The organism is Virgisporangium aurantiacum, from assembly GCF_016863635.1.
In the GTDB taxonomy this organism is placed as follows: Bacteria; Actinomycetota; Actinomycetes; order Mycobacteriales; family Micromonosporaceae; genus Virgisporangium; species Virgisporangium aurantiacum.
Genome location: NZ_BOPG01000104.1, coordinates 19,795 through 42,489, shown reverse-complemented (window position 1 = coordinate 42,489; position 22,695 = coordinate 19,795). Strand labels below are relative to the sequence as shown.

The 22,695-nt window shown below is 67.5% G+C and carries 19 protein-coding genes and 1 pseudogene; 9 read left to right on the top strand and 11 right to left on the bottom strand.

The features are described from left to right. The gene (locus Vau01_RS57000) at positions 1-1,515 is read left to right on the top strand and encodes an AMP-binding protein (RefSeq protein WP_204011445.1); all 1,515 of its coding nucleotides are present in this window, start codon (positions 1-3) and stop codon (positions 1,513-1,515) included. Between the two features lie 12 nt (positions 1,516-1,527). On the opposite strand, the gene Vau01_RS56995 is transcribed toward Vau01_RS57000, so the two are convergent. The 3 genes from Vau01_RS56995 to Vau01_RS56985 all read right to left on the bottom strand — a co-directional run bounded on the left by Vau01_RS56995 (position 1,528) and on the right by Vau01_RS56985 (position 7,937). Beyond that, positions 1,528-3,048 (bottom strand): GGDEF domain-containing protein, encoded by a 1,521-nt coding sequence (locus tag Vau01_RS56995; protein ID WP_204011442.1) that lies wholly within the window; start codon positions 3,046-3,048, stop codon positions 1,528-1,530. Then, positions 3,041-4,447, bottom strand: coding sequence for a sensor domain-containing phosphodiesterase (locus Vau01_RS56990; protein WP_204011439.1), 1,407 nt, complete (start codon positions 4,445-4,447; stop codon positions 3,041-3,043). Before Vau01_RS56990 ends, Vau01_RS56995 begins: the two co-directional genes overlap by 8 nt. Positions 4,448-4,550: 103 nt before the next feature. Beyond that, the gene (locus Vau01_RS56985; protein ID WP_204011434.1) at positions 4,551-7,937 is read right to left on the bottom strand and encodes an ATP-binding protein; all 3,387 of its coding nucleotides are present in this window, start codon (positions 7,935-7,937) and stop codon (positions 4,551-4,553) included. An 81-nt stretch (positions 7,938-8,018) separates the two neighbouring features. Between Vau01_RS56985 and Vau01_RS56980 the strand changes: the two genes are divergently transcribed. After that, complete coding sequence (locus Vau01_RS56980; RefSeq protein WP_204011431.1) at positions 8,019-8,339, top strand: sigma factor; 321 nt, start codon at positions 8,019-8,021, stop codon at positions 8,337-8,339. Between the two features lie 7 nt (positions 8,340-8,346). Here Vau01_RS56980 and Vau01_RS56975 read toward each other — a convergent pair whose 3' ends face one another. Further along, a complete protein-coding gene (locus tag Vau01_RS56975; protein WP_204011428.1) occupies positions 8,347-9,567 on the bottom strand; it encodes an LCP family protein in 1,221 nt (406 codons plus the stop codon). A gap of 1,242 nt (positions 9,568-10,809) precedes the next feature. On the opposite strand from Vau01_RS56975, the gene Vau01_RS65535 reads away from it, so the two are divergent. Continuing rightward, positions 10,810-11,262, top strand: a complete 453-nt coding sequence (locus Vau01_RS65535; protein ID WP_204011425.1) for a reverse transcriptase N-terminal domain-containing protein — start codon at positions 10,810-10,812, stop codon at positions 11,260-11,262. Next, positions 11,225-12,076, top strand: coding sequence for a reverse transcriptase/maturase family protein (locus tag Vau01_RS56965; RefSeq protein ID WP_275424053.1), 852 nt, complete (start codon positions 11,225-11,227; stop codon positions 12,074-12,076). Before Vau01_RS65535 ends, Vau01_RS56965 begins: the two co-directional genes overlap by 38 nt. Here Vau01_RS56965 and Vau01_RS56960 read toward each other — a convergent pair. Next, positions 12,026-12,622, bottom strand: a complete 597-nt coding sequence (locus Vau01_RS56960) for an AAA family ATPase (RefSeq protein WP_239152884.1) — start codon at positions 12,620-12,622, stop codon at positions 12,026-12,028. The two genes, Vau01_RS56965 and Vau01_RS56960, sit on opposite strands and share 51 nt — an antisense overlap. Positions 12,623-12,721: 99 nt before the next feature. Between Vau01_RS56960 and Vau01_RS56955 the strand changes: the two genes are divergently transcribed. Further along, positions 12,722-15,883 (top strand): HEAT repeat domain-containing protein, encoded by a 3,162-nt coding sequence (locus Vau01_RS56955; protein ID WP_204011416.1) that lies wholly within the window; start codon positions 12,722-12,724, stop codon positions 15,881-15,883. A 14-nt stretch (positions 15,884-15,897) separates the two neighbouring features. On the opposite strand, the gene Vau01_RS56950 is transcribed toward Vau01_RS56955, so the two are convergent. Continuing rightward, a complete protein-coding gene (locus tag Vau01_RS56950; protein WP_204011413.1) occupies positions 15,898-16,212 on the bottom strand; it encodes a MazG nucleotide pyrophosphohydrolase domain-containing protein in 315 nt (104 codons plus the stop codon). A gap of 106 nt (positions 16,213-16,318) precedes the next feature. Between Vau01_RS56950 and Vau01_RS56945 the strand changes: the two genes are divergently transcribed. Further along, a complete protein-coding gene (locus Vau01_RS56945) occupies positions 16,319-17,854 on the top strand; it encodes a B12-binding domain-containing radical SAM protein (RefSeq protein ID WP_204011410.1) in 1,536 nt (511 codons plus the stop codon). 412 nt (positions 17,855-18,266) lie between these two features. On the opposite strand, the gene Vau01_RS64235 is transcribed toward Vau01_RS56945, so the two are convergent. The 3 genes and pseudogenes from Vau01_RS64235 to Vau01_RS64895 form a co-directional block, all read right to left on the bottom strand. Continuing rightward, a complete protein-coding gene (locus Vau01_RS64235; protein ID WP_239152888.1) occupies positions 18,267-18,425 on the bottom strand; it encodes a hypothetical protein in 159 nt (52 codons plus the stop codon). Then, on the bottom strand, positions 18,422-18,649 hold the full coding sequence (locus tag Vau01_RS64230) for a hypothetical protein (RefSeq protein ID WP_239152887.1): 228 nt from the start codon (positions 18,647-18,649) through the stop codon (positions 18,422-18,424). The genes Vau01_RS64235 and Vau01_RS64230 overlap by 4 nt, the downstream gene beginning before the upstream one ends. Before the next feature lie 34 nt (positions 18,650-18,683). Then, positions 18,684-19,004, bottom strand: a pseudogene (locus Vau01_RS64895) (diguanylate cyclase domain-containing protein); the annotation flags it as partial. 175 nt (positions 19,005-19,179) lie between these two features. Here Vau01_RS64895 and Vau01_RS56935 point away from each other — a divergent pair. Next, a complete protein-coding gene (locus Vau01_RS56935; RefSeq protein WP_204011392.1) occupies positions 19,180-19,719 on the top strand; it encodes a hypothetical protein in 540 nt (179 codons plus the stop codon). Here the strand turns inward: Vau01_RS56935 and Vau01_RS56930 are convergent. Beyond that, positions 19,706-19,906 carry a hypothetical protein gene (locus Vau01_RS56930; protein WP_204011390.1) on the bottom strand — a complete coding sequence of 67 codons (201 nt, stop codon included), beginning with the start codon at positions 19,904-19,906 and terminating at the stop codon, positions 19,706-19,708. The two genes, Vau01_RS56935 and Vau01_RS56930, sit on opposite strands and share 14 nt — an antisense overlap. A 165-nt stretch (positions 19,907-20,071) precedes the next feature. Then, complete coding sequence (locus Vau01_RS56925) at positions 20,072-20,374, bottom strand: hypothetical protein (RefSeq protein WP_204011388.1); 303 nt, start codon at positions 20,372-20,374, stop codon at positions 20,072-20,074. A gap of 419 nt (positions 20,375-20,793) precedes the next feature. Between Vau01_RS56925 and Vau01_RS56920 the strand changes: the two genes are divergently transcribed. Both Vau01_RS56920 and Vau01_RS56915 read left to right on the top strand, forming a co-directional pair. Further along, a complete protein-coding gene (locus tag Vau01_RS56920) occupies positions 20,794-20,991 on the top strand; it encodes a hypothetical protein (protein ID WP_204011386.1) in 198 nt (65 codons plus the stop codon). A gap of 148 nt (positions 20,992-21,139) precedes the next feature. Then, positions 21,140-22,639 carry a cobyric acid synthase gene (locus Vau01_RS56915; RefSeq protein WP_444546061.1) on the top strand — a complete coding sequence of 500 codons (1,500 nt, stop codon included), beginning with the start codon at positions 21,140-21,142 and terminating at the stop codon, positions 22,637-22,639. Positions 22,640-22,695: the final 56 nt, after the last annotated feature.

The following is a 22,695-nucleotide window of genomic DNA, read 5'->3' as shown; positions in this document are numbered from 1 at the left end:
GTGCGGCTTGTCGACTACCTGGACAAGGGCGCGTCGCTCGACCCCGACGCGCCCTGCCTGACCACCGACGGCGAGAGCCGGACCTATGCGGAGGTGCGGGAGCTCACCGGGCGCATCGCGTCCGCTCTGAAAGCCTGCGGGGTACGGCCCGGCGACCGCGTCGCGATCCTGTCGGCGAACGACCCGACGGCGTTCACATGCGTGTTCGGCATCAGCCTGGCCGGTGCGGTGTGGTGCCCGGTCAACCCGCGCAACGAGGCGGCCGAGAACCGGGAACTGCTCGACCTGTTCGGCTGCAAGGCACTGATCTACCAGGACCGGTTCGCGCCGCTGGTCAAGGACATCCGTGACGACCTGCCGGCGCTGACCACGCTGGTCCGCTTCGACGACCCGGCCGAATGGGACGCCTTTCTCGCCCTCGGCGAGGAGTACGTCGACGAACCCGCCCGCGACGACCTCGCGATGATCGTCGGCACGGGCGGTACCACCGGCCGGCCCAAGGGCGTCGAGCTGACCGGGACGAACCTCGAGACGATGACGGCCATCACGCTGATGAGCTACCCGTTCGACGGCCGCCCGGTCTACCTCGCCCTCGCCCCGCTCACGCACGCCGCCGGCGTGCTGTGCTTCCCGGTGCTGGCGCTCGGGGGCGAGATCGTCGTGATGCGCGGCCCCGGCATCGGGGTCTTCCTGGACCTCCTGCAGACCCACAAGGTCACGCACACGTTCCTGCCGCCCACGCTGATCTACATGGTGCTCGCGCACGAATGCCTCGACGACACGGACCTGTCGTCGCTGCAGTGCTTCTGGTACGGCGCCGCCCCGATCGCGCCGGCCCGGCTCGACGAGGCGCTGCGGCGGATCGGTCCGGTGATGGCGCAACTGTTCGGCCAGACCGAGGCGCCGATGATGATCTCGACGATGGCGCCGCGCGACCACTTCCGCGGCGACGGCACGATCGCCACCGAGCGGCTGGCGTCGGCCGGCCGGCCCGCGCCGCTGGTCACGGTCGCGATCATGGGGCACGACGGCGAGCTGAAGCGCCGGCGCGAGACCGGCGAGATCGTGGTGCGCGGCTCGCTGGTGATGCGCGGCTACCACCGCGACCCGGCGGCCACCGCCGCGGCGTCGGCGCACGGCTGGCACCACACCGGCGACATCGGTTACCTGGACGAGGACAACTACCTGTACATCGTCGACCGCGAGAAGGACATGGTGATCACCGGCGGGTTCAACGTCTACTCGACCGAGGTCGAGCAGGCGATCATGCAGCACCCCGCCGTGCAGGACTGCGCCGTCGTCGGGCTGCCCGACGACAAGTGGGGCGAGCGGGTCACCGCCGTGGTGCAGTTGCGCACCGGTCACCTCGCCTCACGAGCGGAGATCAGCGCGTTCGTCCACGACCGGCTCGGCGGCGTGAAGACGCCGAAGCAGATCGAGATCTGGCCGGACCTGCCCCGGTCGAAGGTCGGCAAGGTCCTCAAGCGCGACATCAAGGTCACCCTGATGTCCTGAGCCGATCCTGCGTCACGCCGTGATGCGGACCCCGACGTCGGAGCGGGTGTAGGCGGTGCCGGGGAGCTTCTTGGCGGCGTACATGGCGATGTCGGCGCAGCGCAGCAACGTTCCCGGGTCGTCGCCCACCTGCCCGTCGGCGATCCCGATGCTGGCCCGGACGGCCAGGGTGTGGTCGCCGGCGACGATCGGGTCGCGCAGCGCGTCGATCATGCGTTGGGCGGTGCGGTCGGCGGCGAACGGGTCGGCGCTGTTGATGACGACGACGAACTCGTCGCCGCCGAGGCGGGCGACCGTGTCGGACGCGTCGACGCAGCGGCGGAAGCGGTCCGAGACCGCGGTCAGGAGCAGGTCGCCGACGTCGTGGCCCAGCGTGTCGTTGACCTCCTTGAAGTCGTCGAGGTCCACCAGGGCGACACTGACCCGGTGGCCGCCGGGCCGGGCCAGCGCGGCCGCCAGCCGGCGGTTGAACAGGACCCGGTTCGGCAGCCCGGTCAGCGCGTCGTGGGTGGCGCTGTGGTCCAGCTGGGTCAGCAGTCGGTTGTTGTCCCGCAGGACGGTGACCTGCCGGAGGATGACCAGGGCCATCAGGCTGACCGCGACGGCGACGATCACCCGCGTCTCGGACCGGTCGTCATGGCCCGACCAGGTGTACGCGACGAGGAGACCCGCGGCCGCCGCGACGGCCCCGTACGGCAGCAGGCTGAACGAGCGGCGCCGCACGTCGACGGCGCCCGCGTCGGGCCCGACGTCGCGGCGGGCGCCGGCCAGCCGTTGCCGTTCACCCGCCCACGCCGCCATCAGGAAGATCAGCGGCATTCCGATGTGCGAGGGCAACAGGTACGGCCAGTGGGCCTCCAGCACCGGCGACAGCATCGGGAAGGCCGATCCGGCGAACATGGCGATCGCCAGCAGCCGCAGCGCCGACGCGTCGACGTAGGCGTGGCTGGACAGCACCAGTTTCGCGACGCCGAGGATCGCGATGAGGGCCAGCACGATGACGGCCAGCGACGCGACCTGCGTGGTCCGGTTGTCCGATCCCAGCGCCGGTCGGGTCGAGAAGTGCCAGATGAACACGCCGGCGGCCGCCACCACGATCGCGGCGTCGAGGGCGATGCGCAGCCCGTCGCCGGGCGTCCGGACGCCGAGCGGCAGCCGGTAGAGGCTGTAGATGATGACGACGACCGCGACGCCGTGGACGGCCAGCATCGCCGGCCCGGTCCGCGGCCCCACGACGTCGGGGTTGGCGATCACGTCGACGGCCTGGGTGATGCTGCCCGCACCGACGAGGCCGCCGGCCAGGGTGATCTGGCGCCAGAACCGGCGGGTCGGCTCGGGCAGGCTCTCGGTGGCGCCGGCCCGCCAGAAGACCGTCACCGCGATGACGGCGTTGATCGCCGTGGGCGTCCACAGCAGCCAGGCGGGGCCGACCGGGGCGATCAGGTTCACCCCGAACCACAGCAGGGCCGCGACCACCGTCGCTCCGCAGGCGCGCACCGCGTGCGAATCGGGCAACAGTCGGGTCTCACGCATCGCGGCCAACCAGTTCAGCGGTGGGGAGGAAGGGCAGTTCGGTGACCGGCGTGACCGCCGGCCGGGCGAGGTAGAACCCCTGCGCCGTGGTGATTCCGGCGTCGGTGAGGGTGGCGAGCTCGTCGGCGTTCTCGACGCCCTCGGCCACCGCCATCACGCCGAGCGAACTCGCGAACGTCCCCATCGCGCCGAGCAGTGCCCGGCGGGCCGGCTCGCGGTGCGCGTTGGCGACGATGCTGCGGTCGAGCTTGATGATGTGCGGCCGCAGCCGCAGGATGTGCTGCATCGACGCGTAGCCGGCACCGGCGTCGTCGACGGCGAGCCGCACTCCGCTGCACGCGAGCCGGTCGACCACCTCGACGATCGCGTCGTAGTCGTCGACGACCGCGTGCTCGGTCACCTCGATGACCACCCGGGCGGCGTCCGCGCCGAGACCGGCGATCAGCTCGATCAGCCGGGGGTCGACGATCGTCCGGGGGCTGAGGTTGACCGACAGGTACGCGTCGGCCGGCACCTGCGGGAGGTTCCGACAGGCGAGCGCGACGGCGTGCAGTTCGAGGTCCGGGCCGAGGCCGACGTGCCAGGCCTCGTCGAACCACAGGTTCGGCGGCCGGTGCGGCGCCGGGGTGAACCGGGCCAGGGCCTCGAGGCCGACGACCCGGTGGGCACCGAGGTCGACGATCGGCTGGAACGCCATGTGCAGGCTCGACGGGTCGGACAGCACCCGCTCGATCCGCTCCCGGGCGGCGGACTGGGTCGCGTGCCGCAACTGCTCGGCCTCGGCGGCCACCACCTGGCTGGTGACGTCGGAGGTGCAGCCGCGGAACGCCACGAACCGGCCCGCGCCGTCGCGGACCGGGATCGCGTTGGTGACGACGTGCCGCACCGACCCGTCGCGGTGCCTGACCCGGGTGCGCCAGTGGCGCCAGCCGTCGCCGTTGCGGCCCTCTTCGAGCCGGAGCGACACGGTGGCGCGGTCCTCGTCCATCACCAGCAGGTCGAGGGCGACGAGCCCGACGACCTCCTCGGGCTCGTAACCGAGCAGTTCGCGCACGCCGGGGCTGGAGTAGGTGATGAGACCCGTGGCGTCGACCCGCCACACCCATCCGTTGGTGTTGTGGACGGTGTCCCGGAACGCGTCCAGCGCACTCCGGGCCGAGTCGGCGAGCGCCCGCTGCAGCAGCATCAGCCGCACCACCATGCCCACCACCACCGGCAGCCACACGGCCCCGACGATCGCGAACCACTCGTCCGGCTCGAATTCCTCGCCCTTCGCGAAGGCGTCCATCCAGTCCCAGACATAGGAGGTCAGGGACGTTCCGATGCTGATGGCGAACACGACGATCGCCGCCGAGACCACCCGCCTGGTCTGCGCAACCTGGGAGACGCGCCCGAGCATCGTCTCCGTGCCATCTTCACCGCGGTGGGTCACATGCTGTGTGTCGGCCGCCGCCGGGTCGATGTGAGGAGCGCCGAGGTGCAGCTCCGATGCAGTTCGGCGGTCAGGGCTCCCCGTGCAACCAGGACATTCCGGCCTCGACGGCCAGTTTCTCCGCCTCGGCGGCCAGCGGGCCCGCGTCGGCGGTGCCGCGGTCGGCGGCGAGGGCGGCGCGCTGTCGGGCGGTGCGGGCGAGGGCGGGCAGCAGGCCGGTGCGGCGGTGGGCGTCGGACGCGGCTCGCAGGTGGGCGTCGGCGCGCTCCCACCAGCCGACGGTGTGGGCGAGCACGCCGAGGTGGTGGTCGACGGCGGCGAAGCACGCGAAGCCGAAGCTGACGACGACGAAGCGGCCGCGGTACGGCTGGAGCAGGTCGTACAGCAGCCGCGCGCGGGGGACGTCGCCCAGGATCGCCGACACGTCGGCGAGCCCGGCGATCGCGGTGAGCCAGAACGGGTCGTCGGGGACGTCGCGGAAGTCGTTGCGGGCGAGGATCTCGAAGTGGTGCCGGGCGTCGTCGAGCCGGTTCATCGCGGTGTAGATCTGGGCCAGGGCCATCCGCCAGGCCAGGCGATCGGGGATCTGCTCGACGAACGCGGCCACCATCGGTTCCAGCTCCGCCGTGCGTCCCTGCTCGTAGCGGACCGCCTGGAACTGGGCGGCGGCGCCGTTGGCGAAGCCCGTGTCGGTGGACCCCAGCTGCCGCCCCAGGTCGAGCGCGCGCAGGCACAGCGCCTCGGCCTCGTCGAACCGGGCCCGCATCAGCGCCCGCGTGGCGCGGAGCACGCACGTCCAGTACTCGTAGAACGGTTGGCCCAGCGGGGCGGCGGTGCGGACGTAGGCCTGCAGGTGACGGTCGACGGCGTCGACGTCGCCGGTCTCCAGCCCGTTGACGATCTGCCAGTGCCGGGCGGCGAGCAGCAGTTCCCCGTCGCCGGCGAGGCGCAGCAGCTCGTCGGTCAGCGCCGCCCGCTCGGGCAGGTTGTCGCGTCCCCAGGTCGCGAAGCACCGGGCGTACAGCGCGCGGGCGAGCACCCCGTCGTCGCCGAGCCGGCGCGCGATCGCGACGGCCTCGGCGCTGACCGTGTCCCGGGTCACCCGCGCGACGGCCTGGCGCTCGGCCGGTGCGAGGTACAGCGCCAGCGCGAGGTGGCCGAGCAGGAGCACCCGCACGGCCGAGTCGCCGGGCGGGATCGCGCGCATGGCCCGGTGCAGCAGACCGGTGAGGCGTTCCACCACCGCGTGGTTGCCGCGGAGGAACTCCACCGCGGTTCCGTAGCCGAGTGCGGCGCGGGCGAGCAGGATCGGTTCGTCGAGCGCGTCGGCCAGGTCGGCGGCCTGTTCGAACGTGGCCCGGCCGGCCTCGGTGGCACCGGCCTTCATCTGCGCGTCACCGAGTAGGAGCAGCACCCGGCACCGGCGGGTCTCGTCGAGGAGTGGGCCCAGCGCCGCCTCGAACAGGTGCACGCCGTGCTCGAACGCGAGCGCGCGCACGGCGAACTCGCCGGCCCGCACCGCGAGGTCGACGCCGGTGCCGGCCGCGACCTCGGGCGCGGCGCGCAGGTAGTGGTGCGCCACCTCGGCCAGGTGCGGGCCGGCGACCGCACCGCGCGCGGCCCGCAGGATGTCGGCGGCCCGGCCGTGCAGGGCCGCCCGGCGGGCGGCGGGCAGGTCGGTGTACAGGGCGTCGCGGACCAGGATGTGCGCGAACCGGTACGCGCCCGGCCGGTCGGCGGCGGGCTGAACCAGGCCGGCGGTGACCGGTTCGGCCAGCACCGTCAGCAGGTCGGCGCCGGACCGGTCGCACAGCGGCGCGAGGATCGCGACGTCGAAGTCGCGCCCGAGGACCGACGCGGCGGCGAGCACGTCACCCGCGGGCGGCGCCAGCGCGGCGACCCGGCTCCGGACGACGGCCGACACGCCGGTCGGAACCCCACCGAGCGGGTCGTCGCTGCCCGGCCCGCGCAGCTGCTGGATCAGTTCGCGGACGAAGAACGGGTTGCCGCCGGTGCGTTCGTGGATCCGCGCGGGCAGGTCGGGATCCTGTGGCCGGTCGAGCAACCGCGCGACGCCGTCCGGGCCGAGCCCGCGCAGGTCGACGTTCCGGGTGACCGGTTCGCGGACCAGTTCGGCGAGAATGCCGGCGAAGTCCGGCGCGGGCGCCGGCGGGTCGCGGTAGGCGGCCACCACGAGCAGCCCGGTGTCCGCGAGCGCGCGCGTCACGAACCGCAGCAACAGCAGCGACGGCACGTCGGCGCGGTGCACGTCGTCGAGCATCACGACGGTGGGGCGCTCGGTCGCCAGGCCGAGCAGCCAGGTGGTGGCCGCGTCGAACATCCGGAACCGGGCCGCGGCCGGGTCGTGCGTGGCGGTGGCGCCGAGCGTGGTGGACGGTGCGGGTGAATCGGGCACGAGTTGCCGGAGCACCGCGAGCCCACTCGGCTCGGCGCGGACGACCTGGACCCACGGCCAGTAGCTCGGCGCACCGGCCTCCTCGGCCGCGCGGCCCCACCGCACCCGCGCCCCGCCGGCCCGCGCCTCGGTGCCGAACTCGGTCAACAACCGGCTCTTTCCGACACCGGGTTCGCCGGCGACCAGCACGAGCCGTCCGTGCCCGGCCCGCGCGTCCGCCAGCGCCGCGCGCAGGAGCTCCAGTTCCGCGTCGCGCCCCACCAGCGGCTCGCCGGGCACGCGGACCTGCCTTTCGGACGGGGTGGCGAGCGCCGCGTCGGCGGTGAGGATCTGCCGGTACCGGCGCTGCAGGGCGGGGCTCGGGTCGGCGCCCTGCAGTTCGGCCAGGCGCAGCCGGGTGCGCTGGTAGACGTCGAGGGCGTCGGCCTGCCGGCCGCTGCGGTACAGCGCGGTCATCACCTGGGCCGCCAGCCGTTCGTCGAGCGGGTTCGCGTCGAGCGCCGTCGACGCCTCGACGAGCACCTCGGCGTGCCGGCCGAGCGCCAGCGCCGCGTCGTTGCGGTCGAGTTCGGCGGCGGCGCGTTGCCGGTACAGCAGTTCCCGCTGCGACCCGAACCACGCCGTGTCGAGGCCGGCGAACGGCTCACCGTGCCACAGCCGCAGCGCCTGCTCGTAGTGGTGCGCGGCCTGTTCCGGCGACGCGGTGCGCGCCAGCCCGAGCAACTGCCGGAACCGGTGCAGGTCCAGCGACTCCGGATCGATCACGGCGCGGTATCCGCCGCCGCCCCGCACCAGATCGATGCGCACCACGCCGTCGAGCACCCGCCGCAGCCGGGACAGGTAGCTGTGCAGCGCCGGCCGCACGCGCTGCGGCGGCGGGAACGCCCAGACCCGTTCGATCAGGTCGTCGATGCGCACCGGGTCGCCCGCGTCGACCAGCAGGGCGGCCAGCACCGCGCGCTGGCGGGCATGGCCCAGGTCGAGCGGGCGCCCGTCGACCTCGGCCGAGACCGGGCCGAGCAGCCGCACCGTCGCCGTCACGGGTCTGTCCTATCGGCTGTGATCAGGGGATTCAAGCATCCGATCCAGAATCGGGCAGGAGCCGGGTTGCACCGTTGTCCCATGTCCTCGAAACTCCCGGCCCCGGCCCCGGTCGATGTCGCGGCGCTGGCGCTGGCGGCCCGCGACGGCAGCGGATCGGCCTGGAACGAGATCGTCGACCGGTACGCCCCGCTGGTCTGGGGGATCGGCCGCCGGTACGGCCTGGGCCGCGGTGCCGTCCAGGACGTGGGCCGGATCGTGTGGCTCCGGCTCGTCGAGCACCTGGCCGACCTCGGCGACCCGGCCACGCTGCCGGACTGGATCGCGTCGACCGCCCGTACCGAGTCGCTGCGGGTGGTGCGGGCCGGCCGGTCGTGGTGGTGGGCGGAGCTGCGGGCGTAGTTGCGGCCTACCGGCCGACCCAGTCGGGATGGGCGGCGAGGAAGTCGCCGACGGTGTCGGTGCGCAGCGCGTCCAATAGCTCTTCGGTGGTGTCGGTGAGGATCTCGAACGACCGGCCGCCGATGCGCCGGCTCGCGAAATGGCCGCCGTTGGTGCGCACGATGGTGACGTCGTTGGCGCCGAGATGGCCGAAGGCGCGGACCCAGCCGGCGACGGGGGTGCCGTTGCCGTCGAACGTGACGCTGCCGCCCAGCGCGCGCAGCATCCGGTCGGCGGCGATGGGATCGGCCAGCAGGTTGCCCGCGGTGACCTTCCCGGCCAGTGCCCGGACCAGTTGCTGCTGGTGGCGTTGGCGGCCGTAGTCGCCGTCGGGGATCAGTTCGCGCTGCCGCACGTAGTCCAGGGCCTCCCAGCCGGCGAAGTGCCGGCAGCCGACGTGGTACACCTGCGGCCGCATGCCCGGCACCGGCCGCGGCGAGTCGTAGTCGGGCGGTGTCAACACGTACGGGACGCCCTGCCTGCCGGTGGCGGTGTCCCACCCGACGTGGACGGACACGGTCTCCTCGTCGACGCACATGTCGACCCCGCCGATCGCGTCGACGGCGGTGCGCAGGCCGGCGAAGTCGACGATCGCGGCCGCGTCGAAGCCGACCCCGACCAGCGCGCGCAGCGTCAACCCCAGCAGTTCGACGCCGCCGGCGCGCCCACCCGCCCGCGCGCCGACCTGGTAGGCGGCGTTGACCTTGTCGACGCCGCCGCCGTACCGTGCCCGCGGGTACGCCGGGATGGCGACCCGGCTGTCGCGCGGAACCGAGACGAGGTAGACCCGATCCCGGCCGGCGGGGACGTGCGCGATCATGATCGTGTCGGAGCGGACGTCGTGCGCGTCCTGGCCGGCGCGCTGGTCGATGCCGACGAGCAGGATGTTGATGCCGCGTCCCGGGTTGGCTTTTCTCGGTGCTGTGCCGCCGGCTTTCCGGCTGGGGGTGGCGCTGGTTTCGGCTTCGGCCGACCACCAGCCCGGTGCCGGCGCGCCGACGGCCGCCCGTCCCAGCAACGGCTCCTCGTTCACCGAGTCGGTGTACCGCCGGAACAGATAGGCACCACCGGCCACCAGCAGCGCGGCCACCGCCAGCAGCACCACGATGCCGGTCAGCACCGTGCGGCGCAGCTCGTCCCGGCTCTCGCGCAGGTCGGCCGGCCGCGCCGCGGCCGAAGTCGCGGGCATGCCGGCCCGATCGACGCCGGCCCGCCGAACCTGAGCGGTCGGCCGGGATCGGCCGCGCGGACGCGTGATCCTGAGTCATTGTGACGTTGCGACGTTGCCGCGCGGACAAATCAGACATAAATAGCGATAACGTCGCAACGTCCCATGATCTTGAAGGCTCTGCCCGGCATTCACGTCTTTTCGGATCTTGGATGATTGTTGTCGTCATCCGGGACGGCAAAGCTTCCCCGTGGCTGTCGGCTGTCCCGGCCAGCCTGATCATCGAAGGCACACTTGATCTCCCCAAATCTCCCCAAGCCTGCCTACGGGTCTGGCTTGTCGTCCGCGGTGCCCGATGAGCGGTGAAGGCGGCGGGACCAACAGCGCTGCGAGGCGAGACCGTCAAGGGTGAGGCCGCCGCGAAAGGAGCCGCGGCGGTCTTGGAGCCGACACTGCGCACGCCGGGATGTTGTCGGCGGGATCTCCGGGTCAGTGTGTGGAAGTCGGCCCATTGGGCGAATGACCCGGTATCGGACGTAGACCTCGGCAGGACCGAAGGTTCCAGCATACGTTGCGACATGAGGTCGCACGCGTTGAGTGAGTCCGTTGATTGGAGGTCGACGATGTCGACGACGTGACTCCGGGTCAGTGTCCGAGACCTGTCCCCACCCGTGACATGCGTGGCGATAACAAAGCGTGTGAAGCTCGCGGGAAAGCCCAAGGGTCCCTGCTCCGTCCAGGGGCCACCGGCAAGGGGAAGGATGGCATGGGGCGACTGAACGGAAACCCTCGCTGATACCTCGTCATGGAAGCCGGTCGGGACGGGTGGTTGGGCCGGGCGGGCAGGGACGTTGCCGTTGCGATGCGGCAGGCGGCGGCCGTGGACGTATCACCGGCCGTGTGGACACCGCTGTCCCCGGGGTATAGAGGGCGCCCAACCCAGCCGTGTCTCATGCGTGCGAAACGTGGAAACCCCGTCGGGGTCCGGTGCGGCATCGGGTGTGGTTCTGGTGTCGTGCCGGTAAGCCGACCGTGAGGGGAGCCCAACTCCCCGGCGGGAACAGGATGCCCAAGAAGCGAATGCCGGTGGCCGAAAGGCAGCGGGAACGCAGGACGTGATGGTCGCTCTCCATGCGGCCGTTCTGGACAACCGGCCGGATACCGGGCTTGGTGCCCGGCTGCGAAAGCAGGCTGACGTGAGGCAGGTGAGCCTTTGAAGACGAACGGCCCGACCCTCTGGAACCGAAGGGCAAGTTGGACGCGATGACAGCCTTTGCTCTCGATGTTGCGATGGCGGCTCTCGGAGTGAACGGATCGGAGGATGTTGCCCACGAGTGGGACGCCATTGGATGGCGCGCCCACGAGGACAACGTACGGCGGTTACGGCAGCGGATCTTCAAGGCGGTTCAGGACAGGGACCTGGCCACGGCCAGGAATCTGCAGAAGCTGATCCTGCGCAGCTGGTCCAACACGCTTCTCAGCGTGCGGCAGGCGACGCAGCGCAACACCGGCCGCATGACGGCGGGTATCGACGGGGGGTCGCGTTGGCCTCTCCGGCCAGGATGGAGCTGGCGGTGCGGGTGCACTCCCAGCCCGGCACCTGGCAGCCCCGCGCGGTCAAGCGGGTGTACATACCGAAGGCGGGCAATCGTGCGAAGCTGCGCCCGCTCGGGATTCCGTGATCGCGGACCGCTGTCACCAGGGCAGGGTCCGTAACGCGTTGGAGCCCGAGTGGGAGGCCCGGTTCGAACCCAGAAGCTACGGGTTCCGGCCGGGTCGCAGCTGCCAGGACGCGGCTCAGGCGATCTTCATGACCTGCAAAGGCCCCCGGGCCCAGCGGGTGTGGGCGCTTGATGCGGAGTTGGCCTCGGCATTCGACAAGATCGACCATAGTCGGCTACTCGATACGCTCGGGTCGTTCCCTGCCAGGGACATGATCCGGGATTGGCTCAAGGCCGGCGTGTTCGAGGCGGGCAAAGGGTTCGCGCCAACGGAGGAGGGAACTCCTGGTCACCAGCCGCTACCCGTTCACCTTGCCCGGCAACACCCACCGCCGCCTGTCCGAACACCACCTCGGCCGCTGTCGTGGGCCGAAACCCGCAAACTGGTCTGGCGCCTGCCGGGCCTGGACTCGCTCACCGCCGAGCAGCAGCACCGCGCCTACACCGACGTCGGCGGCCACCCCCGCACGTTGGAATACCTCGACGCCCTCCTCCGCCACAGCAAGGCCAAGTTCGCCGACGTGACCGAACGCATCGAGCGCCTGCTCACCGACCACGGCGTCGACGACCCGCAACGCTGGCTGACCACCCTCCACACCACAGACAACGCCGACCTCGCGATCTCAATGTCGCGCAACTGCGCGTCGATGGGCGCGGAGTGCCGCTGCCGGCGCTACAGCGCAGGATCCTGCCCCGGCACGCCAACCAGCCACCACCGACACCGGCCACCGCGTCGCGCCAAGCATCGTCTCGACAAACTATCGTGTGGTCTCGTGCCCACTAATCAACTCCGCGTTGGCGAGCAGTGACAAGTGGTGCTGGAATATCAGCGTTCGATCGAGCAAATTGGAGCGACGAAGCCAGTCAAATATCGTGGCAGCAACGGTCATTTGGTACTTCGCGTCCGTGTGGCGCATGCCGTCGTGCACCAGATACTCGGACCGGTAAGGGAAGTAGACAATTATGTCGAGGGTCCGTGCAAACTCGACGGCGCGCGACTCGAACTCTTCGCGGCCGGCCGTCACGCCGGCCAACTCCAGAAAACACACCGTGTCCGCTGAGAACCGGTCGAAGACCTGAGCCCGGCTTGCGAACATGGCTTCCAAGAGGTCCGTCTGCATGCGCATGGCATTCTCAGCAGACATCGTCCAGTGTTCCCGTACGCCGTTGCGCTTTAGCCACTCCCGAGCGGCGGCACCGTGCACGGTACACCCGAACCGCTCCTCCAAACAGCGGGCAAAAGTCGTCTTCCCGCTCCCAGCAGGCCCGGTAAGGCCCAGCCGCGGGCCACCCAAGTACCAGCTCCGCAGTCGCGAATAGTCTGCTTGGGATACGACAGGGCCGCCTCGATCCATCTCGTGTCCTCCTGCGGTAATGGGCGCGAGGTGCACCACCCTGAGGGACGCTTCTGGACGAGCCTGGCACACTTCGCCCCAATCTGGCAGGCTAGATTCGTGGAACGTACGCCGAGCGCCGACGATGCCGGTTGGCGTTGGGACGTTGCCTTGTCCTTCTCCGGTGGTCAGCGTCCCTACGTGGAAGAGGTTGCCAGGGCGTTAAGATCGCGCGGCATACGTTGCTTTTACGATCTTGATGAACAGATCGATCTATGGGGCAGGCATCTCGTCGAAGAACTGCCCAAGATCTACGCCGAGCACTCCGCGGCAGTTGTTGTATTTGTGTCCGCTGACTATGCCCAGCGCGATTGGACCAGGCTGGAACGTAGAGCCGCCCTAAACAGAGCCGTTCTTGAACGTCGCGAGTTTCTACTGCCGGCGCGTTTCGACGATACACCATTGCCAGGCCTACTCTCCGACATGGTTGCCGTCGACTTACGGTCGAGATCACCGATTGAGTTCGCGGAAATGGTCGAAGCGAAGCTCGTGGCGCTGGGTATAACGCAATCCTACGGCACTGCGATAAACCACACTGAAAACCAAGCTGGCCCAAGTCGGGATCGTCGCGCTCCGATCCTCAGTGAGGCGGAGTTGGTGGAGGCCTGTCGACTCCAGTTGGATCAAGCAATGAAAGGCGTGCGCGACAAGTACATCTCAAACCTGTATGTCGACAGGCCCGCGATCGCTGCCGAGTTCGATGCGTTCATCGCGCAGCGAGAACGGAATACTCTACTATTCCTGGGAGAGGCCGGGACTGGCAAGACGAATCTACTTTGCCATCTCGCAAACAATCTGGCCGACCATGCGCCGGTGCTCTTCTATCGCGGGGCGGAGCTCCGCGTCGAACGATTTGCGGTACATAAGGCCATTGCGGCGGACCTATCCGCTCTTACGGGAAAGATATTGGGGCCAGATGTATTGCGCGAAATCGGGGCGCTCGCTTCGGTCGAAACGCCGCTAACGGTGTTTATCGACGCCGCCAATGAGGCGAATGATCTGCCGCTCTTCAGCGAGGTTTTGGGGCAACTCGTCGAGAGTGCCGGCCGAAATTCGATTCGATTCTGCATCAGTTGTCGCAGTGCCGACTGGCGCTTCTTTAAAAGCAATGTCAATATAATGACTAATCTCTATGCACCTAGCACGCATCTTCAACTGCAGGAAGGATTGCTGGTCTCCAGATTCTCACCCGCCGAACTCAGTCAGGCATGGCCGCGCTACGCCGAATGGTTCGACATCCGAGGCGAATTGACGGACGAAGCGGGAACCATTTGCTCACACCCGGTCATGCTGAGGCTAGCCTGCGAGTCATTCCGCGGTCGGGAGCTCCCAGAGCTCCGGCGGGCCAGACAGGTTTTTGACGCGTACTGGCAGGAAAAGATTGAAGATAGTCGACGGAGCAACCTTTCCGGCAGGCTGTTTGAGCTCGTGTTGTCGATGCGTGAATCCAAGTCAGATTCTCTTCCAGAAGAACAGGTCGCCGAAATTCTAGGCGAGGATGAGTACAGCATCTTGCTCAGCGAAGGAGTAATTCTCTACGTCAAGGTCGAGGAACTATCCGGAATACGGGTTGTGGGGTTTACCTACGAAACGTTCCTGGAGTACGTAACGGCGCGAGCAATCTTACTCCGCGAAAAATGGTCGCAGCTAAACATCACCGACATCCTCGGATCACTTCAAGGATTGATGACGGAATCGGCTTCGTACCGCACTCTGGTAGGCGTCATTGAGTTCGTATTGTTGCGGTTCGAAGGACAATTAGACGTGTTGGAGACACTCGTCCAAATGCTGATCTGTCGGGAGACTCCATGGCGTACCCTCGCCTGCACTGTAATCTCCAAACTCGACAGCACCGACGACCGCATCGTCAACCTGTTGCGGACTCTCTCGACTGATTCCGAATACTGGGTGAGATGGCTCGCGGCGTTCGCGATTTCACAACTCCTGCGACTTCATCCTGAGTCTGAAACTCTACTGGAAGATTGGGCCTCCGACGGTTCACCGGCGACGAGAGAGGCGGCAGCCAACGCGATCGGACACTTGGGCACCACACCTCGTACGATATCGATCTTGCATGCCCTGGCCGACGATGGCCACTGGCGCGTTCGCCGAGCAGTTTCATACTCACTAAATCGCCTATTCTCGGACTCGAAACTCACCCTGGGAGTGCTGGACAGATGGGTGACGGATGCGTCATGGAAGGTACGAGACGTCATCCTGCCATCGCAGCTCAATCTATCCGTGGATCCGCTGAAATCCATTTCTATTCTGGAAGTTCTTGCTGATGACATAGACGAACAAGTTAGGTGGAGCACGGCAAAATACGTCGTAACTGTTCCGGCACCAGAGGAGCGTGTGACGGCCGTGCTTGGCCGATTGGCTTACAGCGATTCCCATTGGATCAGGAAGCGTGTCGTTACATCGTTGTCTGAAATCGCTTGGCTCGGACGCTCGGAAGTCGCGATCCTTGAGCGAATGTCTGCAGACATCAATCCCTGGATCAGATGGGAAGTTGCAAGGGCTGCGACACACGCGCGCTTCGTCATCGAACGCGATCGAGTACGGATTCTGGACCGGCTGCTAGTGGATAGTGACGCAGACGTCCGAGCGGCGGCTCAATACTCTGCTGACCTCTTGGACGGCCGAGTCCCCAACGACCTGGTAGTCGCGCTTGAGGTCATTTCACCGGACGAACTCACCTCATTGCGGGAGACAGTTGCCCGGGTCAGAGACCTGGTGTGGCGGCCAGACAACGACTCTGCAGTATATCGATCATGGAAAGTTGACCATTACATCAACTTCGTGACCGCAATCACTCTTGTCTTTAGAGAGAAGATTTTCGATCAAGCAGCAGTCCGCAAATTCGTGTTGCTCCTCATCAACGACGCCGAGGAAGGGGTCAGATGGGCTACTACGCAAGTATTGCCCGGCCTGCCGCTAAGTCGATCGGACGTTAATGAATTGTTATGCGGCGCCTGCCACGATCCCGTGAAGTGGGTCCGGCGGTCAGCTATCGAGATTGTCAGCGACTTGCCGGGGGCGCTTTCCAACTCATTGACAAACGAACTGGAGAGGCTCACCGATGATCCGGCCCCCGAGGTACGCGCCGCAGTGGCGCAAACCATTAGGCTGTGTCGGATGGAAAGTTCGGTTGCGGGCGTCCGAATCCTAGAGAGGCTGCGGGCTGATAAGGAGGTCGACGTGCGGCTTGCGGCGACGTGACTACGATTGCACGGCTAATGTTCCTTCGTCACCTTTCGGAGGATCATTTCCCGCTTCTTTTCTACGGCCTCGTCAAGATCAATATTGAGCGCATTGGCTAGCTCGCAGATGTTCCACAGCACGTCGTGCATCTCCATCCCAACCGCTTCGAGCGCTGCAGTGTGCTCCTGGCCCGTCTGGCGCTGCCTGACGAGGTGAAGTATGGCTTCGGCAAGTTCGCCCACCTCTGCGACGAGGTAGAGCGTTCGTTGCTCCACGGTGTGCTCTGGCCAATTTGCCAACGCCGCGATCTCCCGAGCACGCTGGCAAAGTTGCTCCAGCGTCACCACCGGAATGCCCTTGTCGCGAAGGTCGGCCGGTTCGTCAACGGTGACGGCTGTTCAGTGCGTAGGCGGTCGACTACGATGTGTCTATCCTCTCGTGGTCGGAGGCGTCATGCGAGTGATGTTGGTCGAGCTCGGCGCTGACAGGGATGAGTTCAACGAACCTATCGCGCTGGGGTGCTTGGCGGCGGCACTACGAAACGCGAATATTTCGGATCTTAATGTGGAGCAACGGTGGCTGATGCTCGACCCGACGCTCCCAACTGTGGAGGAACTCCGCAATGTGGAGGTTGTCGGCGTTTCGGCCCAAATCGGGTCCTTGGACCGACTCGATCGCCTCATGGGCATCGTCGCCGGGCTGGCGAATCCACCCGTCGTTGTCGTGGGCAACTTGCTCGCTACCTATGCTCCCACGGAGCTACTCCGACGCCATCCTCAGATCGTATGTGTGCGGTCCGAAGGGGAAGTCGCACTAGTTGATATCTGTCGGCGGCGGGCGTTGGGCCCAGGCAATGCGGAGATTTTTCGGGGTATCACGAACGTGCAAGTCAATGGTGATTTGTTGCAAGCAAGCGTCGGCAGCAAAGCGTTCGATGTTTCTCTCCTTCCGGATCGGTCATTTACTGCTCGTGTAGTTCAACGCGGTGGAATCGTCCGGATCGAGGGCAGCCGGGGCTGCCACTGGGGCCGTTGCGAGTTTTGTTCTGTTGCGTCGCGATTCGGGTTCGAGGTGTGGCGTCCCTTTCCGATCCAGCGGATCGTGGACGATCTGTGTGTCCTCAGTTCACTCGGTGCACGCAGCCCATATTTCACCGATGAAGATTTCTTTGGCCGCAACTACGATCGGGCCGAAGCGTTGGCCGAATCTGTCATCACCGCAAAGAAGCGCGGCGAAATTGACCGAGACCTCAATTTCTTTGTATCGATGTTGGCGTCGGACTTCCGAGCCAAGGCGTGTTTGCGTGCATTGGAGGTGCTACGCAGGGCCGGGCTGCGAGAGGTATTCGTGGGAGTTGAGGCCGGATCGAATGAACAGCTTCGGAGGTTCAAAAAAAAGGCGCGGTCGTGGACAAATGATAGCGCAATTAGGATCGCGCAGCGGCTTGGCCTCCAGGTTGACATCGGATACATCTTCTTTGAACCACACATGGCATTCGAGGACCTCACCGCCAACCTTGAGTTCATACGGTCATTGCCCTTGTCGGACTGCGACTCCCGTGTCGTAAAGAAACTTCGAATTCAACCGATTACGACCTCGCGTATAACCTATTCAGAGGTGGTTGTCGGTCCATTAGAACTTGATCGGTTAACGTATCCTTACAAATTTCGGGACGACCGCGTAGGAACGGTATGGAACCGGTACTCGGAATGGTCTGCGGGGACCAAGCAGGAAGTTGACCGCCTGCTCGGCGCGGCGCGGGGAGAAGTTCCAAGTGAGAAAATTCGAGTAAAATTGAAGCGCGCCCTCGCCGCCGTGAGAAACGAAGACCTTGCGGCGCTCGAACTTATCATGGAGTCGGTTGAAAACCGGAGCGAACAGGAGCCGTCAGCACGCGGCCTTCAGCAAGTTGGCGCACGGAAACGGTCGGCGTTGGCGTTCGCGACCTCGATTTGTAATGACATGGATTCAGCGCACCCGTCGGTCTAGAGGCTTCCTTCGCGCTTATGCGTAGAAGGTTTCATGTCGTCGAACACGATAGGGATCCGGCGTGAGTCGGCCGCCGTAGGAATGGCTCGATGAAGCGCAGGATCGGCACGCCAGACCGGTAGGCGTCCGGGATCTGTGCCAGTGCTTGGTCGAAGCGGTGTCGAGGACGGTTGACACATCGCAGGACGTGCCTGCGTTTCCAGCACCATCAACCCGGCCTGTTCTGCTCGGGGCTTCACGACCAGTTGGCGTCAGCCGCTGTGCCGTTCGCTCGTCACGTGGGAGCAGCCGTGCGAGGCGCGGCCTACGGCTCGTTCTTCTACAGGGTCAGTCACGGGTAGCGCTATCTCCGGCTCACCGCAGGCCTCTCACCTTTGCGAGGTGCGCGCACGTCGCCCTGTTCGCGACCTACTCAGCCGGGAATAGATGTCACGGTGTTGGTATGCCGGCATGGGTTGCGGCTCGTGATCTTGCTCGGCGTGGCGGGGTGCTCGAAGGTGATCTGGCCATCGTGGTCGATGGCGATAAGTGCGTGCCCGCAAACGGCACACGCCATGTCGCGTTCGATCATGCGGTCACCTCGCCGCCGGGCTGTCCGTTGTGGTCGGTGGTGTGCGCGTCGCGTCGGCGTTGGCCGTGGCGTCCGGCGTTGCGGGGCATGCGCATCTGCGGGCTGCAGGTGCGGTGTGTGCCGCGCTGTTGTTTGGCGTGGTGCAGAGCGATGTCGGCGTGGTGGAGCATCGTGTCGAAGGTGCCGAGGGTGCTGTCGTAGACGGCGATGGCCTGCGGGTGCATGATGATGTCGCCGTCGTCGGTGGATAGGGTGGCCGGCTCGGCAAGTTTGGTCGAGGATCGCCGCGATCGGTTTGGCGTGGTCGTCGTCGGTGTCGGCAGGTAGCAGCAGGAGGAATTCGTCGCCGGCGAGGCGGGCCGCGGTCGCGCCGGCCGCCGTCGCGGCGGTGGCGAGGCGTTCGGCCATGACGCGCAGCAGGTCGTCGCCGACGTGGTGGCCGTGGGTGTCGTTGGTGTGTTTGAACCGGTCGAGGTCGATCAGGGGCGACGGTGGTGGGACGGGTTCGCCGTCATGCGTCACGGCAGCACAACTCCACCCCGCATGCGCCCTCGCACCGACCGAACCATCCGCAACCATCCGCAACCATCTCACGGTCGCGCTGCCCGCCCTACGCTCGTTCGCCCGGCGCTATGAGTCACTGCGCGAGGTCACCCGCGACAACGTGCTGCACGTCCTACCCTCGGACGCAACCAGGCGCAAGGACGTCCTATTCGGACTTCGGTCGATCTTCCGCGTACTCAAAGGCCGCAAGATGGCCTTCACGAATCCCACCACCGGCATCCGGACCTCCCGCCTCGTCGGCCGCACACCGCTTCCTCTTCAAGTCAGCGACCTACGCGCCACGCTGGATCCCGAGAATCCCGCGCGGAGCGCCCTGGCAGCGTTGCTGATCTTCCACGGCGTCCGACCGCGTGACCTGCGCAACATGCGACTCGTCGACATCCGCGACGGTCGCCTGCACATCGACGGCCGCGTCGTATTACTGGCTCCGGCCGTGACCGCACGGCTCGCCGCCTGGCTCGACCACCGATCGAACCGCTGGCCACGAACCGCGAACCCGCATCTGTTCATCAACGTCTACACGGCCATCCGGACCACCGAGGTCAGCTACGTCTGGGTCAACGACACACTCGGCATACCCGCCCACCGATTCCGCGAAGACCGCATCCTCGACGAAATCCACGCCAGCGGCGGCGACATCCGCCGCGCCAGTGACATGTTCGGCCTCACGATTCCACCGCTACTGCGGTACCTCGCGACGCTGAACCATCCAGACCTCAACGGCCGCTAGGCCCCTTGGCCTTCGCCTCTTCATCACGGTCCTTTTGGATCTTCTCGTTGAGGAAATCCAGAAGTTCGTCGATGTTGTCGAATTCCCTCGGGGTGCCGTTGACCAGGCTGAAGGTTGGCCCCCGAAACCCGTAGCCCTGATCTTTGGCCTTTTGCTGCGCTTCGCTAATCTTGGCCTGATCGCACATTCTCGCCCCCGCAGTACACCTTCGTCTCACCGGCATCAGGCGACCGGAGAAACCTCAGCTTCGTACTCGAGTTCCGGAACCCATGCCGATACGCTGCCACCCGAGACGGTAGCGTGTTCAGTTCCCCGTGGTGGAACGTTCAGAAATCGCGAACCCGTGCAGATTTCAGGTACGGGCACAGGTCCAGAGCTGCCCGAGCACAGTGACGTGGCTCGGTGGATCGGTGTACAGGCGCTGGTGGAACCCGCCCGGCCCGCCGACGAACGCGACGAGGAACTCCTGGCGTTGACCGCAGAGCCCGCACAGCCGGCCACGGACCCATTCCAGGACCCGGCCGCCGTTGATGACGGCGAAGTCGACGGTGCCGTCGTCGTGTTCGTTGACGTACGGGATGGGCAGCCCTCGGCGCGGGTCGACGGGCCGGGCCGCGAGCCGCGCCGGGATCGCCGGGCGCTGCGGGCCGGTCACGGGGTGTCTCCCGGCTGCGGGTCGACGTGTCGCCAGCCGCCGCTCTCGCAGGCCCACATCTGGCCGTGCTCGGTGACCGTGTCTCCGACGGACAGGCTCCGAAGTGGGCCTGTCACCTGTTCGGCGAGGGCGAGCGGGGATGGTTCTGGCCGGTCCGGTGGGCGCCTCGCCGGGGTGGTTCGACGCGACGAATGCTGCCTCCGCCCACTGCTCGGCGTCGTACTGCGACCCGTCGCCTTCCAGCATGATGGTGACGACCTGCTGCCGCGCATCGGCTCGGTAGCCGGCAGAGAAGCTGACGTAGCCGGCGTCGCGGTCGGACTCGGTGAACCCCAGCGTGATGATCACAGGATCACCTCGCCGGCCACGGACCACGGCCAAAGGTAGACACCGAGGGCGTACCGTCCGGCGGGGTCCGGGTGGACCCGGTCGACTTCGACCTCGCGGGTGTTGCTGCCGTCGTCGGCCTCCCAGCCGACAGCGGCGATGTGGCCGTAGAGCCGGATGAGCGGGTGTTCGCCGGGCTTGTCGCCGACGCGGACGCGGGCCAGAGCGTCGGCGATCTGTTCGACGGTGGCACGGTCGAGGTGGGTAGGACCCCGTCGAGGACGGTGTAGCCGTCCGCGATCAGGGCCGGCAACTCCATGTCCATGACCTCGCGGCAGGCGACCGTGGCCGGCGTCCAGGTCGACAGCCGGTCGCCAACGCGAAAGTGCAAGAGTCGAGCGTGTAGCGGGGTCCAAAATTCGGGAAGCGCATCCGGGGGTGGGAGCGGTGAATGCGATCCTCGTCGCCGGGACCACGTCGGATGCGGGCAAGAGTCTCGTCACGGCCGGGATCTGCCGGTGGCTGGCCCGCCAGGGCTTCCGGGTGGCGCCGTTCAAGGCGCAGAACATGTCGAACAACTCGATGGTGTGCCGCGACGGGGCCGAGATCGGACGGTCGCAGTGGATGCAGGCGATCGCCGCGAGGGCGGAGCCGGAGGCGGCGATGAACCCGGTGCTGCTCAAGCCGGGCACCGATCGGCGTAGCCACGTCGTCCTGCTCGGCCGGCCGTACGGGGAGTTGCACGCGGGGGAGTTCGCCACCGGACGTCAGATCCTCGCGGAGACAGCGTTCGCCGCGCTCGCGGATCTCCGCACCCGGTTCGACGTGGTGGTCTGCGAGGGCGCGGGCAGCCCGACCGAGATCAACCTGCGCACGAACGACTACGTCAACATGGGGCTGGCGCGGCGGGCGGGCATGCCGGTGGTCGTGGTCGGTGACGTCGACCGGGGCGGCGTGTTCGCCGCGATGTTCGGCACCCTCGCCCTGCTCGACGCCGACGACCAGGCGCACCTGGCCGGCTGGATCGTCAACAAGTTCCGGGGCGACCGGTCGCTGCTCACGCCCGGACTCGACATGATCGAGGCGGCGACCGGGCGGCCGGTGCTGGGCGTCATCCCGTGGCTGCACGACGTCTGGCTCGACTCCGAGGACGCGCTCGCCGTGGCCGGCTGGTCGGGTCACCGGCCGGGGAACGGCGCGACGGTGCGGGTCGCGGTCGTGCGGTTTCCGCGGTTGTCGAACGCCACCGACGTCGACGCGTTCGCCGCCGAACCGGGCGTGGCGGTGACCGTCACGGCCGACCCGGACGTGGTCGCCGCCGCCGACATCGCGGTGCTGCCGGGAACCCGGGCCACGGTCACCGACCTGGACTGGGCCCGGCGCCGCGGCATCACCGACGCGATCGCCCGCCGCGCGGAACAGGGCCGGCCGGTGCTCGGCATCTGCGGCGGCTACCAGATGCTGGCCGAGCACATCGACGACCCGGTCGAGTCGGGGGTCGGCCGGGTGCCGGGGCTCGGACTGCTCCCGGTCGAGGTGACGTTCGACCGGGACAAGCGCCTCGGCCGGCCGCGTGGCGAGTGGGGCGGGCACCCGGTGGACGCGTACGAGATCCATCACGGCGTCGCGCGTCCCAACGAAGATCTCGAGCCGTTCCTGGACGGCTTCCGGCGCGGCGCCGTCTGGGGGACGACCTGGCACGGCGCGTTCGAGAACGACGCGTTCCGGCGGGCCTGGTTGACGGCGGCGGCTGCGCAGGCGGGCGTCACCTGGACCCCGGCCGACGGCGCGCCCGGCTTCGCCGACCACCGCGCCGCGATGATCGAACGCCTCGCCGACGCCGTCGAGGAGCACCTGGACACGGCGGCGCTGCTGCGTCTCGTCGAGCACGGCGCACCGCCCGGCCTGCCGTTCATTCCACCGGGTGCGCCCACCTGAGCCGACCCGTGGGCGCGGCCGGGGAAGAGTGTCCAATCGGCCGAGGTGAATAGAGA

Excerpts from the sequence above, each read along its gene's own strand:
- Vau01_RS56935 (WP_204011392.1), top strand. The coding sequence starts at position 19,180 with ATGGCCTTCACGAATCCCACCACCGGCATCCGGACCTCCCGCCTCGTC.
- Vau01_RS56975 (WP_204011428.1), bottom strand. The coding sequence starts at position 9,567 with ATGCCCGCGACTTCGGCCGCGGCGCGGCCGGCCGACCTGCGCGAGAGC.
- Vau01_RS56980 (WP_204011431.1), top strand. The coding sequence starts at position 8,019 with ATGTCCTCGAAACTCCCGGCCCCGGCCCCGGTCGATGTCGCGGCGCTG.
- Vau01_RS56930 (WP_204011390.1), bottom strand. The coding sequence starts at position 19,906 with ATGTGCGATCAGGCCAAGATTAGCGAAGCGCAGCAAAAGGCCAAAGAT.
- Vau01_RS56995 (WP_204011442.1), bottom strand. The coding sequence starts at position 3,048 with ATGCGTGAGACCCGACTGTTGCCCGATTCGCACGCGGTGCGCGCCTGC.
- Vau01_RS56990 (WP_204011439.1), bottom strand. The coding sequence starts at position 4,447 with ATGCTCGGGCGCGTCTCCCAGGTTGCGCAGACCAGGCGGGTGGTCTCG.
- Vau01_RS64230 (WP_239152887.1), bottom strand. The coding sequence starts at position 18,649 with ATGCACCCGCAGGCCATCGCCGTCTACGACAGCACCCTCGGCACCTTC.
- Vau01_RS65535 (WP_204011425.1), top strand. The coding sequence starts at position 10,810 with ATGACAGCCTTTGCTCTCGATGTTGCGATGGCGGCTCTCGGAGTGAAC.
- Vau01_RS56960 (WP_239152884.1), bottom strand. The coding sequence starts at position 12,622 with ATGGATCGAGGCGGCCCTGTCGTATCCCAAGCAGACTATTCGCGACTG.
- Vau01_RS56945 (WP_204011410.1), top strand. The coding sequence starts at position 16,319 with ATGCGAGTGATGTTGGTCGAGCTCGGCGCTGACAGGGATGAGTTCAAC.
- Vau01_RS64235 (WP_239152888.1), bottom strand. The coding sequence starts at position 18,425 with ATGATCGAACGCGACATGGCGTGTGCCGTTTGCGGGCACGCACTTATC.